Genomic DNA, 14,051 nt, shown 5'->3' with positions numbered 1-14,051 from the left:
GGATAAATACCCAATTATGTTGTAAATTGTTGATGGATTTTGAAGCTTGTCCTATAATGAGTCACAAGCCCTAGTAAAAGGCTGAAATACCTAATCATGATAGGAATGGAAAGGGGGAGGAAGATGATAAGATTAGAGCAGTTATCTCTTGCAAGGCAGCTGGATCTCGTGTTTAAGGAGCTGGAGGAGGAATTGGCCGGACTGAACTCAGGTACCGTGTTTGTGCAAATACGAAACAATGTCATTGGCAAATTCGGTATTCGCCATAATCCGCTTGCAGGCCGGAACGGTGTAATAATACCAGCGGGCTGCGGCTTGACACCGGTGCAGCAAAGCTCTTTTCGCAGCATGGCACTTGAGAGCCTGAATCATAAGCGTCGCTGGACCCATGGCGAGATCAGCTATGAGTTCACCATTCAGCAAGGCATCGTGCTCGTGGATGCGGTACTGGAATCTAATTACAACATGGCTAACATGATGATTCGTTATAGCAGGCCGGCTGTATCCGATGCAGCTGCAGAATATTGATTTAGCCCTTATTTCTTTTATAATGTACATACGAAAGAGGCGGATCTTTGGGGAGAAGACCGCCTCTTTCTCATTCTCATCATCTGGAGGGAAGAGAATCAATTACGAGTTAGAACGACCCGACAATTGCTGCTCTGCCATTTGTACCAGACGCTTTGTGATGTATCCTCCCAAAGAACCGGTTTCACGGGAAGTGTAATGACCCATGTAACCGTCTTGAGGAATACTTACGCCCAGTTCTTGTGCAGCCTCATATTTCATTTGCTGCAGACCCGCATTAGCTTGAGGAACAACCAGGTTGTTCGAGCTTCTGTTACGGCGACCTTGTCCGTTTTGACCCATGCCCATCTCTGTCACCTCCTTCATTGCTGATGAGGATATTATGGTTGAAAGTCCTGCTTCTCATGCGCTATAGAGAGAACCAGAAGTCTGGTAATATTAGCCGTTTCATCAAAAAAGCTGCCCTACGCGAGTGTGAGACCGCAAGGACAGCTAAATCGTTGAAAAGCTTCAGACTATGAAGAGGATTCCGGGCGGCGGATCTGAAGCGTGGTTACGAGCTCTACCGAAGAGCCGGGAAGAAGCTCAATCAGGCCTGTCTCTTCCTTGCTCAGTGGCAGGTTCGGTGCATTAGGCAGCCACGTATAGGGCTCTATACATAAGAAGTCCTGCGCTTCGCCCTTCGTATACAGCACCCAGTGCTTGAATAAGGACGAATCTCCAGAGTAGTGAAGCGTATACCCGTCATTTCGGGTAAGAACAGCTTCAGCAGGCTGATTCTCCTGAAGCTTGAATATCGTATCCAGATTCGAGCCGGCAAGGCTCATTCCATGTTGTAACTCGGCAAGCTCATGAAGGGGGACGGTGCCGCCGGTGGGAACCTGCTCTTCATCCAGCTCGCAAATATGATCTACCGGAAGCCTTAGCTGCCAGTTCTGGGGGCTTCCGTCCAGCAGAAACCACGTATGATATCCCATTCCGAAAGGAACCGGTGAAGTTCCCAGATTGCTCACGCGTAGCCGCTGCTGCAGCGTCGTTCCTTGAAGATGAAACACCATTTGCAGCTTCAGGGGCTCCGGGAGCTGCTGCAGCCAATGAGGGTCATCGCTGGTATGAAGCTCTGTTGTCACGGAGCAGCCTTCCTCGTCTTCCTCAATATCACTGACGCACCAGGCCTGAGTCCGGTGCAGGCCATGTATATGATTATCGTTGACTGTATTCTGATCAAACTGATAATCCTGCCCGGCATATTGGAAGCGTCCTTTGGATATTCTTCCGGGCGGAATCAGCAGGGGCATGCCGAAATGGTAAGGTTTTTGCAGATAAAATGCCAGCTCGCTTTCGTCAGGTCTGCGAATAATCTGGCGCTCTTCGTGCAGGTCATTGATTCCGATCACATTGTTTCCGAGTCTGGGCAGAATTGTAACCTCGAGACTGCCGCTGTTAAGAGTATAGGTATCATAATCATTCCACTGACCCTTGGTCACCTGATTCATATCGATGCTCCTTCACCACATGGTTTCTTGCTCATTATATTCATCATTGTTCCATCATAACAGATTCGTTAGAAATGGCGGAAGCCCAAATGCACGGCTGGAGGATTACTCTTTGCCGGACCGGCGCAATCTTGCTTTGACGATAAAGCCCCATCCAATGTTCAGGATGGTCAGCACCCCTAAGCCTAGTGCAGCCCATATATTATGACTGAGCATAATGGAGGCGGCAGCCATCAGAACGATGGAGGAAGATGCAAACCACAGCGACAATCCCTTTCCCATATCCTATGACCTCCCTATAAATAATAATGTGAATTTCCCGTATAATGCTGCGAAGAGCGAGACATAATAAGCTTGCAAGCTTGCAAAAGACACAGACATCATTGAAGGGAGATATGTACAACATGGCACAAAGAGGATCCCGCAGTAATAATCTGGTTGTTCCCCAAGCGAGCGCAGCCTTGCAGCAGCTGAAGATGGAGGCCGCGCAAGAGCTGGGCGTCACAATTCCACAAGACGGCTACATGGGTCATTACACATCCCGTGAGACTGGTTCTTTGGGAGGATATATCACCAAGCGCCTCGTCCAATTGGCAGAGCAATCGCTTTCCGGACGCAGCAGTCAGTAACTTTATCAGGACTTGTGCATACCGCCCGAAGCGTCACGCTTCGGGTTTTTTGCTGCCCGCTAAATTGGGCTGCCTAGACAAATTGTGCCGTAATAGAAACGTTCCGTCAAGGACGAAAGCGTATAAAAGATGTCACGAAATTGTCATAGGAAGTTTGTCCGCCGGACTGTTTTTCCTGCCACAGGCTGCCTCCGTTATGGTACACTTTAATCCGTACATATTGTCACTTTAACTATTAAGGAGAGCACATGATGTCGAATTTGCTTCAGAAATATAAATGGACCTGGCTTATTCTAGCTGTCTGTCTAATTGCGGCAGGGGCTTTATTGTTCAGTACTCTAGGTATTGGAAAAAGCAAGCTGCCGGTGATGGGGCAGGTAGCCGACTTCCAGATGGAGAATGTGGACGGATCGACGGTGACGCTGGATGATACGAAGGGTAAGGTGAGGCTGATGTATTTTTACTTCACCAGCTGCCCGGACGTATGTCCCCCAACCACCATGGTGTTATCTCAGGTTCAGAATGAGCTGAAGAAGGAGGAGGGCTTGTTTGGAGAGAAAGCTGCAATTCTGTCCTTCTCCTTCGATCCCGAGACCGATACCCCCGAAAAAATCAAAGCCTTCGGTGATCAGTTCTTCGCTGATTACAGTGGCTGGTATTTCCTGCGCGGCGACCAGGAGGAAACGCGGGATCTGATGCAGGGCTCGTTCAAAATACCGTTAATCGGGAACGAAACGAGTAATTTTTCTCATGGTAACCGCATTGCTCTGGTCGATGGAGATCACAATATCCGCAAGCTGTACGACGCCACTGATCCTATGCAGGTCAAGGTGGAGGACATCGTTAAGGATCTCAAGAGCCTCGTTCAATAAATGATAAAAGGACGGTTCCTTTAGAGGATCGTCCTTTTTCTCTTAATGGGAATCATGCTGGCTGTCCCACGAATTACCGGGCAGCATCTCGGGAGGATATACAATATACTCTTCAAGACCCGCCTTCTCCAGCTGGGCAACCAGGTACTCATCGGGAGTCCCCTCTACACCGGCATAACCTCTGCGGGTATAAATATGCTCAGCATCGGGGAAGGAATCCCTAAGTATGCCGCGAATTTTTTTGCCGGAGCTGTCATTATCCATAAACAGGTATACGTCCTCATGACGAATTTGCTTGTGAAGGGTTTCAAGCCTGGTTGTATTCAGGGTGCCAAAGGTGCATACAATTTCAATCTCCGGTGTCAGAAGGCGGCGAAGCCGGCTCCGGTCGTTCTTCCCCTCTACAATAATGAAAATCGGCAAGGCATCCACCTCCAATGATTATTTGGCAAGAAAATGGAAACACACATTCCCCGGGAAATGAACGATATATGTATATTGTAACGTTCTGCCTGTTTTTAATGCAAAAAAGGCAGCATGAAAGGCTGCCCCCAGGGGGACAGCCTGCAAAGCATGACTACCGTTCTGTTGATGAAGCAGAGGCCTCCATAAAGCTTAGGATCAGCTTAGTAGAACAGACCGCTCAAGATGATGACCAAGAGGATGTAGAGCACCAGGATCATGCCGACAGAAGTACCGACACCGCCGCAATAAGCAGCTGCTTTGTTGACGTGACTCATTTTGTTTCACCCCTTCATTCGGTTCGTAATCATGGTAGTAGTTATGAGCTGTACTTTATAGTATGAACAAGGCGCTGAGGCGACTGTGCTCCAGCCTAATAAAGCAAGAAGAAGCTACAGCTGTATCCCCGAGGGCATGACTTTGGCAGAATTCTGTTTGCCGGTTAATAAACCGATCAAAGCAGCCATTAACAGCAGAAAGGCTATAAAGTAAGGAGAAGTATGTCCCCGGAGCTGTCCGGCTGCCACAGGTCCTGCGAAGGAGCCAATCGACATGGCAATGGATTGATAAGAGAACACCCTGCCAAGCGCTGCTCCTCCGCTGCGTTCAATAAACAGAGAGGAAAGGGCTGGGAACAGAAGTCCCTTGGCCATCCCCAGCACTAGCAGGATGCCAATAAGCGGCAGTGTATGCGCGGCGGCCAGCGCGTAGAAGCAAAGCGCCAGGATGAACATGGCGACGGCCACTCTTTTGCCGGGGGAATATTGGTTCAGAAACAGCATGCTGAGTGTCACTAGTGCGCCCAGGCTGACGGCGGAGAATAAAATCCCGGTGGACAGAATGCTGGCATGCCCGCCGGAACGCAGCGAGATTTCAAAGAAGAGCATTCCCTGGCAGCAGGCAATGGTAAATGGAACCATGTACAGGCGGAGGCTGAAGGGAAAGCTTTCCTGCGGCAGCGGCTCGGCCTTTGCGGTCACTTTCTGCGGTAGACGTGCTTTCGTCGGGAGCCGGGCAGGACGCGGCACAGTCAGAAAGGCGATTACACCTGTAAAAATAAGCAGCCACCCGAGACCCACGAAGGTACCGCTATATCCGCTTTGGGCGACGATGATGGCCCCGGCAGCAGGAGAAAGCACAGAGGCGAGCGTATGGACGACCCCGTGCCCGGACATATATTTCCCCTGGGTTACGGGATTCACGGATAACGAGGCAAGGAGTGCCAGACAGGCTGGCGACAGAAAAGCAAGCACAAAGCCGCTGATCGACCGCAGCAGCAGCAGCTGCCAGGGCAGCTGGACATGAGCCTGAAACAGAAGAATGATTCCCGCTGCCGTCAAGCTGAAAATAATGTAGCGCCGGCTGCCATGGCGATCAATCAGGCTGCCCGCCAAGAGGTTGCCGGGCAGGTGAGTGAGTGCATAAATGCCCATCATCCAGCCGATGAAAGCCGGTGCCGCTCGCAATGACAGGGCAAAAGGTGTCAGCACCGGATGCTGGGCATGAAGATCGAAATAAGCCAGGAACAGAAACAGATATAGCCACAGGGCCGTTTTCACATTGAGGCACCTCCAAGCCGCAGGGAATAAAAAACCAAGCTGTACTACTTGTACGCGGAAATGTCCAGGCTTATGCCTCCCTCGCCGTTCCCTGTGTCTGGCTGACAGAGAGGGAGGCAATCATGTATACTAACATAAGTACGGCTCATAGGAAGATTACGGGCATACCGATAGGAGTGAGAGGGTTGGATACACAAGTGTGGCTTGAATTTCTAGAGCAGAACTGGCTAATTATTGCGATTGGCTTGATTGTGCTTCTGATTGTAGTGAATGTAGTCAAGACCATGGTGAAATGGCTGCTTGTGATTTTGATTGCTGGCGGGCTCTTGATTTACAGCGGAATATCGCTGGATCGAATCGGGGAGGTCGTGAGTACGGTCAAGAATGAGACCGTGGATACGGTCAAAGCCGAGGCCATGACGCTGATGATGAAAGAAGCGAAGGAAGCACAATATACATCGAACAAGGACGGCACCTACAGCATCAAATCCCCGAATCTGGAGCTGAAGGGAGAAAGCGGTGCAAATGAGGTCGAGGTGACCTTTCGGGGAGTGCCTGTGGGAACCTGGGACGTGAATCAAAGCATCCAGGAGTACATCGTTCAATCGAAATTAAACAGCACAGAATGAGGCAGAAGGAGGAAGGATATGCTTTCGGCTTGGAGTGACAGTCTGCGGGAAGGCAATGCCGTTACGATTTTGCTGCTGCTCATTGCTGTCTTCTCTCTGGTGCAGGGCTGGAACCGGGGAGCGTCGCGATCAGCAGGCAGGCTGGCTTTTTTTCTGGGAGATACGCTAATGCGTGTCGTGGGCCTGGGAATCTCGGTTCTGTTTACCCTGTCTGTATCTCCTCAGGCCGCAGCCTGGCTGCAGGATCTGGCTGAACGCATGCCGGCAAGGGAGCTCAGCTTCTGGGAGCAGATCTGGTTTACAGCCGTGCATTCTCTGGCGAGCTTTCCGCTGCTGCGGTTTGCGGTTCTGTTCATCATAAGCTACGGCATCATTCTATCTTTGCTGCGCCTGCTGGCAGCCTTAACCATTGGAGGCTTGTCGTCATCAGGCAGAGAGAACACCCGCAACAAAGAGGGCTCGTCCTCCCTGATCAGCCGCTCGGCGGGAGCGTTAATCGGGGTCCTGCTGGGGGCGGCGCGCGGAATGATTATTATTGCCCTGTTATTTATTTGCGTCAGCCTGAACCCGGCCAGCGAGTTCAGCCGCTATGTAGAGGCTTCGCCGCTGTATAAGCAAGGTGCGCAGGCAGTCATTGAGCCATTGTCCGGCTCCCTGGTGCAGCGTCAGCTTCCGGTGTTTAAGCAGTCCGTTCAGAAAGAGCTGAACGGTATTATGCAGAAGAAGTACGAGGTCATCGATCATGCTATCCCTGAAGGCATTGAACAGACGGCAGCTTACATCACTGAGGACGCAGTCACGGATGAAGAGAAGGCCAGGATGATTTATGACTGGGTAGGCACGAGAATATCCTATGATTATGATAAGGTTGAGATGTATGAACAGCAGCGGATCTGGAAAGAGCAGACCCCTCAGGATACGTATGACACGCGCCTGGGCGTATGCATAGACTATGCCCGCCTCTACGCGATGATGGCCCGTTCGCAGGAGCTACAAGTCCGCGTAGTGACCGGGGGAGGCTACAACGGAGAAGGCGGCTTTGGCCCGCATGCCTGGAACGAGGTGTATTTGTCAGAGCAGGACAAGTGGGTGCCGCTGGATCCAACCTGGGCACCGAGCGGAGATTGGTTTAACCCTCCGCGTTTCTCCGAAACGCATATCAAGGAGGAAGTGTTCTAAAGAACACAGGCTACAGCAAACAAAGGGGTGAGAGCAAAGGTGGGGCTTTTTAAACGGGACCCAAAGCGCAGAGAGGAAGAGGAAAATGCAGGGCGTCAATTTAACATGCGCATCAACATTTTTTTCTTCAGCACTTTTATTATTTTCAGCGTCATCATTGTACGCCTTGCATTTTTACAATTTGTCGAGGGGCCGGAGCTGACCCAGCAGGAGACGGGGGGACGAACGAAAAATTACCCGCTCAATCCGATCCGGGGCAGCATTCTGGATGCAGCCGGCACGCCGATTGCTTACTCCAAGCCATCCAATGCCCTGTACGTCACGCTCCTCAAAAACTATAACAAGAACTCTCCTGCCGGAGAAAAGAATCGTCCGGAAATCGAGGCGTTCGCAGAACAAATGGTAGAGGCATTCAACAAGCATGGCGAGCCGGATGCCAAGCTGACGGTGGAGGAGGTCATCGCTCTGCTCGATCTGGAGTCGAACCGGCAGCATGGTTACGAGCCCCGCCGTATCAAGGGTGACTTGACGGACAAAGAGGTTGCGTTCTTTATTGAGAACAAGCAGCAATTTCCGGGGGTGGAAATTGTAGAGGAGAATGTCCGCTACTATGACACCGATACGGTTGCGGTGCAGGCTGTCGGCTACCTCAAAAAGTTCAGTGGTCAGAAAAGCCTGGATAAATATGCAGCGATCGACAAGAAGAACAGTGATCGGGAACCAGGGCTCACCTATATGGAATCCGAGCTCGTCGGTGTCGACGGACTCGAGCTGATGTTTCAGGATGCGCTCCGCGGCAAAAGCGGCTATATGAGCATACCGATCAATCCCCAGAATATGATTGACGGTGTGCCGTCACTGATGCCGCCGGAGAAGGGGTATAATGTGTACACCACCATCCATAAGGATATTCAAATGGAGGCGGAGCAGGCGATTGTAGATCAGTTAAAATGGCTTCGCACGACGCCGTTCTCCGGTGAGACGCATCCGGAGGCCCAGACAGGCTATGCTGTGGCCATGGAAGTCGATACGGGAAACATTGTAGCCATGGCCAGTATACCTGACTATGATCCGAATGTATGGAAGGACGGAACCCAGGACTGGGACCATGTGATAGCTCATTACCAGAACGGGACTATTACCCCTTACGGCAGCGGGCGTTCCAAGAACGGTCTGGATTCCGTTCCTTGGCTAGGCTCTACGATTAAGCCGCTCAGTGTACTAATCGGCCTGCAAGAAGGCTTGTTTGCTGCCAACGATTATTATTACGATCAAGGCTATGCTCAAATCGGCAAGGATGAACGTAAGGTCAGAAACTCTCTTAGCAAGGTGCTGGGTTCGATTAACGGAGCGGTCGCTATCGAGAAGTCTTCTAACGCCTTCATGATTGATATGGTCGGAGAGAAGCTGTTTAATAAGTACGGCGCTTCGGGAATAGAGGTCTGGGATAATTATATGAAGCAGTTTGGACTGGGCGTCTCCACACAGTCCGGCCTGCCTAAAGAGTTTCTTGGCAAGATCGATTACGATAACATCGAACAGGCCGGCAGTGCGATGGCGGCTCTGTCTTTCGCCTCCTTCGGACAGTCCGGAGGGTATACAACGCTGCAGCTGGCACAGTATACAGCTACTATTGCTAATAAGGGAGAGCGCATCAAGCCGCAAATAGCGCTGAAGATCGAGAATCAGGACGGGCAGGTCATTCAAACCTTCAAGCGGCAGGTACTGAATACCGTCGAATTCGAGGATAAGCACTGGGATGAAGTTATTAAAGGCATGAATACGCAGGGGCTTTCCTCCTTTGAGGGCTTTGGTTATGATTTTGCCCGCAAGACAGGAACCTCGGAGATGTCCATAAAAGAGAACGGCGAGGCTAAGTTTACAGACAACGGTGTCTTTGTGGCCTTTGCCCCTAGAGACAAGCCGAAGCTCGCGGTGGCTGTCATCGTTCCGGAAGGCGGCTTCGGATCCTACAGCGCTGCACCTATCGCTCGCAAAATTTTTGACGCCTACGATGAGGTTTATGGCCTGGACGGCACCCCGCATCCCAAAGTGGAGGGGACCGAGGGAGAAGGTGAAGCGGCAGAAGAGCCGCAGGAAGAAGGAGCAGCAGCGGCAGAGGGAAATCCGCAGGAAGTCGCGGAGTAGCATCCCTTTACCCGCATAAGAGGATTCTTGCTCAGCGATGGGCAGGGGTCCTTTTTTGCTATGTTCCTGTGCGATGCACGGGGTGTCATTTGCAAGAGAGGCTCGGGTTTGTGATAAAATGTCCTTATGTTGAAGCAAGGAAGGAAGCTATTTGCGGAAAGGAGCGGTCATATGAGTTTAAAGTACCGGCTGCTGGCATTGGATATGGACGGGACGCTGCTGACGGATGAGCATGAGATTTCGAGGGAAACGGTAAAGTGGATTAAGGAAGCGGTCCGGCAGGGCGTGCATGTCTGCCTGTCTACCGGCAGAGCCTTCAAAAGCGCTTATCCCTATGCACAGCAGCTGGAGCTCGCCACACCGATGGTGACGGTCAACGGAAGTGAAATCTGGAAAGCTCCCTACGATCTGTACCACCGCTCGCTGATGGATGTCAGTCTGGTCCGACAGATGCATGCCTTGGCTATGAAGACCGGTGCCTGGTATTGGGCCTATACGGTAGAACAGGTGTATAACCGGGACAGCTGGAGTGAGGCTCTGCACCAAACTTTAGAGGAGCAGGAATGGCTGAAGTTCGGATATTACACGGAGGACGAGGAGGTCCGCCATCATATTTTAATGACATTGCAGGATATGGGCGGCCTGGAAATTACCAACTCATCACCGTTCAATCTGGAGATCAATCCGCTGGGTGTAAACAAGGCCGAGGGGATCAAGAAGGTGTGTCACCTGCTGGGGCTGGACATGTCGCAGGTGGTCGCCTGTGGAGACAGCCTGAATGACCTGGCCGCTATCCAGGCGGCGGGGCTCGGTGTAGCCATGGGCAATGCCCAGCAGACGGTGAAGGATGAAGCGGATCTCGTGGTTGCGGGTAATAATGAGGACGGCATCGCTGAGGTGATCCGAGATGTTATCCTGAGACAGGAGTGAGATCAGATGGATGTGTTAGGCTGGATTCTGGTAATTGCCTTGTTTGCCGTCGGCATGGCGGGGGCCGTATACCCTATTTTGCCGGGTGTGGTCGCCATTTATTTGGCACTGTTCGTATATGGCTGGTTCTTCACATTTCAGCATTACACCGTATGGTTCTGGGTCATTCAAACGCTGATTCTGCTCGTGCTGTTCGTGGCGGATTACGCCGTCAATGCCTGGGGCGTCAAAAGGCTGGGCGGCTCTAAAGCCTCCATTTGGGGCAGTACGATTGGCCTGATCATCGGTCCGTTCGTCATCCCGGCTTTCGGCCTGATCATCGGACCCTTTATCGGTGCGCTGATTGGAGAGATGCTTGCTGGCTCGGGACCGGGCAAAGCGATGAAGGTTGGGGCAGGGTCGGTGCTGGGTCTGTTTAGCAGCATTGTGGTCAAAGTTATTTTACAGCTGGCCATGATTGTCATATTTTTTATTTGGGTTTTTTGATACGCCGTGAGGAAGAAAGAAGGGTGCTATTTTGGCAAAAGACAGCTTTATTAAAGGGACGATTATTCTGGCAGCGGCTGCCTTGGTGGCAAGGGTGCTCGGCATCGCGCAGCGGATTCCGCTGGAGCACCTGCTGGATGATATCGGCCAATCTGCATTTGCAAGTGCGAACAACATTTATTTGATTCTGCTCGCTTTAGCGACCGCCGGCGTGCCGAGCACGCTGAGCAAGATGGTATCCGAACGCTACGCGATGAACCGCCCGGCAGAAGCCAAGCGGGTCTATCAGGCTGCACTGTATTTCTCCGCCGGGGTCGGGGTCGTCATTACGCTGCTGCTCTTTTTCTTCGCGCCATATTACGCCCGACTGACGAAGCTGCCGGAGGCAACTGCAGCGATCCAGGCACTTGCTCCGGCATTGCTGCTGTTTCCGACGATTGCGATGATGCGGGGGTATTTTCAGGGCCGCAACTTTATGACGCCCGGTGGAATTTCGCAAATTGTAGAGCAGATCGCCAGAGTGGTGACGGGCATCGGACTCGCATACATATTGATTCACTTTGGCTATAATGATCCGCTTGCTGCCGCGGGTGCTACCTTTGGCGGCGTGCTCGGCAGCCTGGCAGCCTTTGCCGTCATGCTGGCCTTTGCTCTGCGGCTGCGCCGTCAGGATAAGCTGAATCATGAGCTGGCCGCAGACACCACCATTCCGCTGGGAACGATCTATAAAGCGATATTTACGCTTTCCATTCCGATTGTGCTGTCCTCCGTGACGGTGCCCTCGGTGAACTTTCTCGATACCTCACTGGTCAAGCCGCTGCTAAACGGAGTCATTGGCCCGGAGGAAGCTACAGCAGCCCTGGCCGTGCTAGGCACGCGGGCTCAAAGCATTGCCGGAATCCCGCCCATCCTGGCAGTCGCGCTGGCGCAATCACTGATTCCGATTATTTCGGCTGCCTATGCCCGAAAAGACGAGCAGCATCTGCAGCATCAGGTTACGCTGGCGCTGCGGGTAGCGATTCTGTCCGGAATGCCGGTCGTGCTGGTTCTTGCCGCCGCCGCTTATTCCCTGAATGGATTGCTGTTTAGCTCCATCGAGGGCACCGGTATTATTATGATGCTTACGCTGACTACGATTTTTCAGATTACGATGGTTACCTCGGGCTCCATTCTGCTGGGAACCGGCAAAGCAAAAATCACAGTCAAGCACGTCATCGTCGGCCTGCTGGTAAAGCTGGCCGGCAGCTATCTGTTATCGCCGCTGCTCGGTATTTACGGCATCATTGCAGCTACGGCGCTCTGCTTCTTGGTGATCACGATTCTGAATGTGCGTACCATCAAGAGCATTGTCTCATTCTCCATTCTCGGCACCCGCTGGATCGCCTTTGGCATGACTGTGCTGATCGCTTTTGGCGCCGGCTACGGTACGGAAGGGTTTAGCCGCCAGCTGGTGAATGTGATGCCTGACCGCTTGGCCTTTTTGATTGTGTGCGCAATTGTTGGCATCGTGGTAGGTGCACTGTACCTGCTGCTCTTGATCATTCTCGGGGTTGTGCGGCAGGCTGAGCTCAAGGGGTATCCACGCGTGCTTCAAAAAGTACTGCGTCCGTTGATGCGGCTTGCGCCTTCTGCATTCCGCCAGAAAGGCTGATCAGGTATTTGGACCTTTCAGCCACCGGCCAGCGTCATGGGCCATGGAGGTCCGCTCCAGCGAAGAACGGTGGCGGTGGGTCATATCTACAAAATAGGGCAGTGACGGCTTGCTGACATGACGCAGCATATCCGGCTGCTGATACCAGTCATAACGGGGAATGCTTTCGTACTCCAGGTCTTCCCACACCTGAAGCAGCCGCGGGCTGTAGAGCCGCTGCCCGTCCGGCAGCCACTCGGACTGGAGCAGAGCCTGGCTTTCATCAGGGGCATCCATGGAGCCCTCAGCCTGATATGTGAATAGAGCAGGCCAATACTCTTCCCTAGAACCCAGGTGCGGGGTGCAGTTGACGAAATGCAAGGCACCTTCCAGCACACGCTTATATCCGAACAGCATGCCGTATAGAGATTTGCCGATCTTGATCCGCGAGGACGGGTCGGCAAAATGCTGCACGGTCAGGCCGATTAAAGGGCGCAGGGGAAGAATGGACTCTTTGTACAGCTCATGGCGGCAGCGACTGTCTCCCAGTGGAAACAGAATCTGATTCAGGCGGGTCCACTCATGAATTTTGAGGTAGGGATGCTGAAGTACCTGCTCACGGTAAAAAGGATGGGAGACCACCCGTCCTTCGATGTAGTTCTGCTCATTGATGATCAGGGCAACACTGAGCACTCCGCTGCTGCGTTCGATCCAGAACCGTTCCCAAAACGGCGTCATGAAGGCCGAAACATGAAACCAGGGCAGCAGGTGAAAGCAGCTCCGCTTCTGTTCACGGCTATATTTATACAACAGCAGCTGCGGATAGGCATCTTGAAAAATAAGCGCGTTGCACCGCTCCAGAAATCGGTACATGTTCAGCTTGAACGCGGCATCGGTCAAATCAGACATGAGCCCGCCCTTCAGATCCGTCATATTCCAGCCGGCATTTCTTGAAACCAGATGGGCCAGCAGAGCCCAGTGCAGCTCCGGAAATTCCAGATAGATCTCTAGATAAGCCTGCGTGCGTGTTACATTGCTTCGGTTCCGATCGGCAGTCATCTCCTGAATCCGCTGAATGAGCAGATGATCCGCCGTAACGAGGTCCTCTGCTTTGCTGCCCGGCAGCGGAGCATCGACTCCGGCCTGAAACCTTGAATGACGGGCGTCGCGTTCCCTCCGGCAGCCCTCAGCCGTGCGGTCGAGAATACACAGGATGCTCCTGACGCTTCCCTCGTTCCAATCCAGAGGAAGCTTGCTCCTGCGAAGCTCGCCGGAGTTGTGCCAGGATGCGGCTAAGCCGCTGACAGCCTCGGAAGCGGCATGAGGCAGGGCGCTCAGCATCGACCAAAGGGAGCCTGTCCGCTGTCTCCGCTGCTGTGGCATACCATGACCTTCTTTCGCAGTGTTCTTGAGTACCCATGTAGTATGCTCGCAAAATTTGACTTCCACTCTGACATTTGCTTCACTATTGTGGAGAGAGGAATTCACAGGAAAAGGGGAGTT

16 protein-coding genes are annotated in these 14,051 nt (G+C 52.4%); 9 read left to right on the top strand and 7 right to left on the bottom strand.

The window, feature by feature from the left end; genetic code table 11:
- The first annotated feature begins 123 nt into the window (after positions 1 to 123).
- Entirely contained in the window at positions 124 to 528 is a 405-nt protein-coding gene (locus tag E6C60_RS17095; protein WP_138226943.1) for an O-methyltransferase, read from the top strand.
- Between the two features lie 102 nt (positions 529 to 630).
- On the opposite strand, the gene E6C60_RS17090 is transcribed toward E6C60_RS17095, so the two are convergent.
- The 3 genes from E6C60_RS17090 to E6C60_RS21025 form a co-directional block, all read right to left on the bottom strand.
- Positions 631 to 870: an alpha/beta-type small acid-soluble spore protein gene (locus E6C60_RS17090; protein ID WP_138227870.1), complete on the bottom strand. Its 240-nt coding sequence runs from the start codon at positions 868 to 870 to the stop codon at positions 631 to 633.
- A gap of 173 nt (positions 871 to 1,043) precedes the next feature.
- On the bottom strand, positions 1,044 to 2,024 hold the full coding sequence (locus E6C60_RS17085) for an aldose 1-epimerase (RefSeq protein WP_138226942.1): 981 nt from the start codon (positions 2,022 to 2,024) through the stop codon (positions 1,044 to 1,046).
- A gap of 105 nt (positions 2,025 to 2,129) precedes the next feature.
- Positions 2,130 to 2,306 (bottom strand): hypothetical protein, encoded by a 177-nt coding sequence (locus E6C60_RS21025; RefSeq protein WP_175415347.1) that lies wholly within the window; start codon positions 2,304 to 2,306, stop codon positions 2,130 to 2,132.
- A 122-nt stretch (positions 2,307 to 2,428) separates the two neighbouring features.
- Between E6C60_RS21025 and E6C60_RS17080 the strand changes: the two genes are divergently transcribed.
- Both E6C60_RS17080 and E6C60_RS17075 read left to right on the top strand, forming a co-directional pair.
- Positions 2,429 to 2,653 carry an alpha/beta-type small acid-soluble spore protein gene (locus E6C60_RS17080; RefSeq protein ID WP_138226941.1) on the top strand — a complete coding sequence of 75 codons (225 nt, stop codon included), beginning with the start codon at positions 2,429 to 2,431 and terminating at the stop codon, positions 2,651 to 2,653.
- Between the two features lie 251 nt (positions 2,654 to 2,904).
- Positions 2,905 to 3,525 carry an SCO family protein gene (locus tag E6C60_RS17075; protein WP_138227869.1) on the top strand — a complete coding sequence of 207 codons (621 nt, stop codon included), beginning with the start codon at positions 2,905 to 2,907 and terminating at the stop codon, positions 3,523 to 3,525.
- Between the two features lie 42 nt (positions 3,526 to 3,567).
- Here the strand turns inward: E6C60_RS17075 and E6C60_RS17070 are convergent, their stop codons facing one another.
- The 3 genes from E6C60_RS17070 to E6C60_RS17065 all read right to left on the bottom strand — a co-directional run bounded on the left by E6C60_RS17070 (position 3,568) and on the right by E6C60_RS17065 (position 5,546).
- Positions 3,568 to 3,948 carry a toprim domain-containing protein gene (locus E6C60_RS17070; RefSeq protein WP_138226940.1) on the bottom strand — a complete coding sequence of 127 codons (381 nt, stop codon included), beginning with the start codon at positions 3,946 to 3,948 and terminating at the stop codon, positions 3,568 to 3,570.
- 203 nt (positions 3,949 to 4,151) lie between these two features.
- Complete coding sequence (locus E6C60_RS21620; protein ID WP_397332477.1) at positions 4,152 to 4,265, bottom strand: sporulation protein YjcZ; 114 nt, start codon at positions 4,263 to 4,265, stop codon at positions 4,152 to 4,154.
- Positions 4,266 to 4,379: 114 nt separating this feature from the next.
- Complete coding sequence (locus tag E6C60_RS17065) at positions 4,380 to 5,546, bottom strand: MFS transporter (RefSeq protein WP_138226939.1); 1,167 nt, start codon at positions 5,544 to 5,546, stop codon at positions 4,380 to 4,382.
- 185 nt (positions 5,547 to 5,731) lie between these two features.
- Here E6C60_RS17065 and E6C60_RS17060 point away from each other — a divergent pair, with 185 nt between their 5' ends.
- The 6 genes from E6C60_RS17060 (at position 5,732) to E6C60_RS17035 (ending at position 12,569) form a co-directional block, all read left to right on the top strand.
- Entirely contained in the window at positions 5,732 to 6,175 is a 444-nt protein-coding gene (locus E6C60_RS17060) for a hypothetical protein (protein ID WP_138226938.1), read from the top strand.
- A gap of 18 nt (positions 6,176 to 6,193) precedes the next feature.
- Positions 6,194 to 7,354, top strand: a complete 1,161-nt coding sequence (locus tag E6C60_RS17055; protein ID WP_138226937.1) for a transglutaminase domain-containing protein — start codon at positions 6,194 to 6,196, stop codon at positions 7,352 to 7,354.
- A gap of 105 nt (positions 7,355 to 7,459) precedes the next feature.
- Positions 7,460 to 9,502 carry a peptidoglycan D,D-transpeptidase FtsI family protein gene (locus E6C60_RS17050; RefSeq protein WP_138227868.1) on the top strand — a complete coding sequence of 681 codons (2,043 nt, stop codon included), beginning with the start codon at positions 7,460 to 7,462 and terminating at the stop codon, positions 9,500 to 9,502.
- 171 nt (positions 9,503 to 9,673) lie between these two features.
- The gene (locus E6C60_RS17045; RefSeq protein ID WP_138226936.1) at positions 9,674 to 10,432 is read left to right on the top strand and encodes a Cof-type HAD-IIB family hydrolase; all 759 of its coding nucleotides are present in this window, start codon (positions 9,674 to 9,676) and stop codon (positions 10,430 to 10,432) included.
- Between the two features lie 6 nt (positions 10,433 to 10,438).
- Positions 10,439 to 10,918: a DUF456 domain-containing protein gene (locus E6C60_RS17040; RefSeq protein ID WP_138226935.1), complete on the top strand. Its 480-nt coding sequence runs from the start codon at positions 10,439 to 10,441 to the stop codon at positions 10,916 to 10,918.
- Positions 10,919 to 10,946: 28 nt separating this feature from the next.
- Positions 10,947 to 12,569: a putative polysaccharide biosynthesis protein gene (locus E6C60_RS17035; RefSeq protein ID WP_138226934.1), complete on the top strand. Its 1,623-nt coding sequence runs from the start codon at positions 10,947 to 10,949 to the stop codon at positions 12,567 to 12,569.
- Here E6C60_RS17035 and E6C60_RS17030 read toward each other — a convergent pair whose 3' ends face one another.
- Positions 12,570 to 13,931 carry a DUF2515 family protein gene (locus E6C60_RS17030; protein WP_138226933.1) on the bottom strand — a complete coding sequence of 454 codons (1,362 nt, stop codon included), beginning with the start codon at positions 13,929 to 13,931 and terminating at the stop codon, positions 12,570 to 12,572.
- Between the last annotated feature and the right edge of the window lie 120 nt (positions 13,932 to 14,051).

The sequence above is a fragment of the Paenibacillus algicola genome (assembly GCF_005577435.1).
In the GTDB taxonomy this organism is placed as follows: domain Bacteria; phylum Bacillota; class Bacilli; order Paenibacillales; family Paenibacillaceae; genus Paenibacillus_AQ; species Paenibacillus_AQ algicola.
The sequence above is the reverse complement of the archived record's forward strand: the minus strand, read 5'-3'. Positions and strand labels throughout refer to the sequence as shown.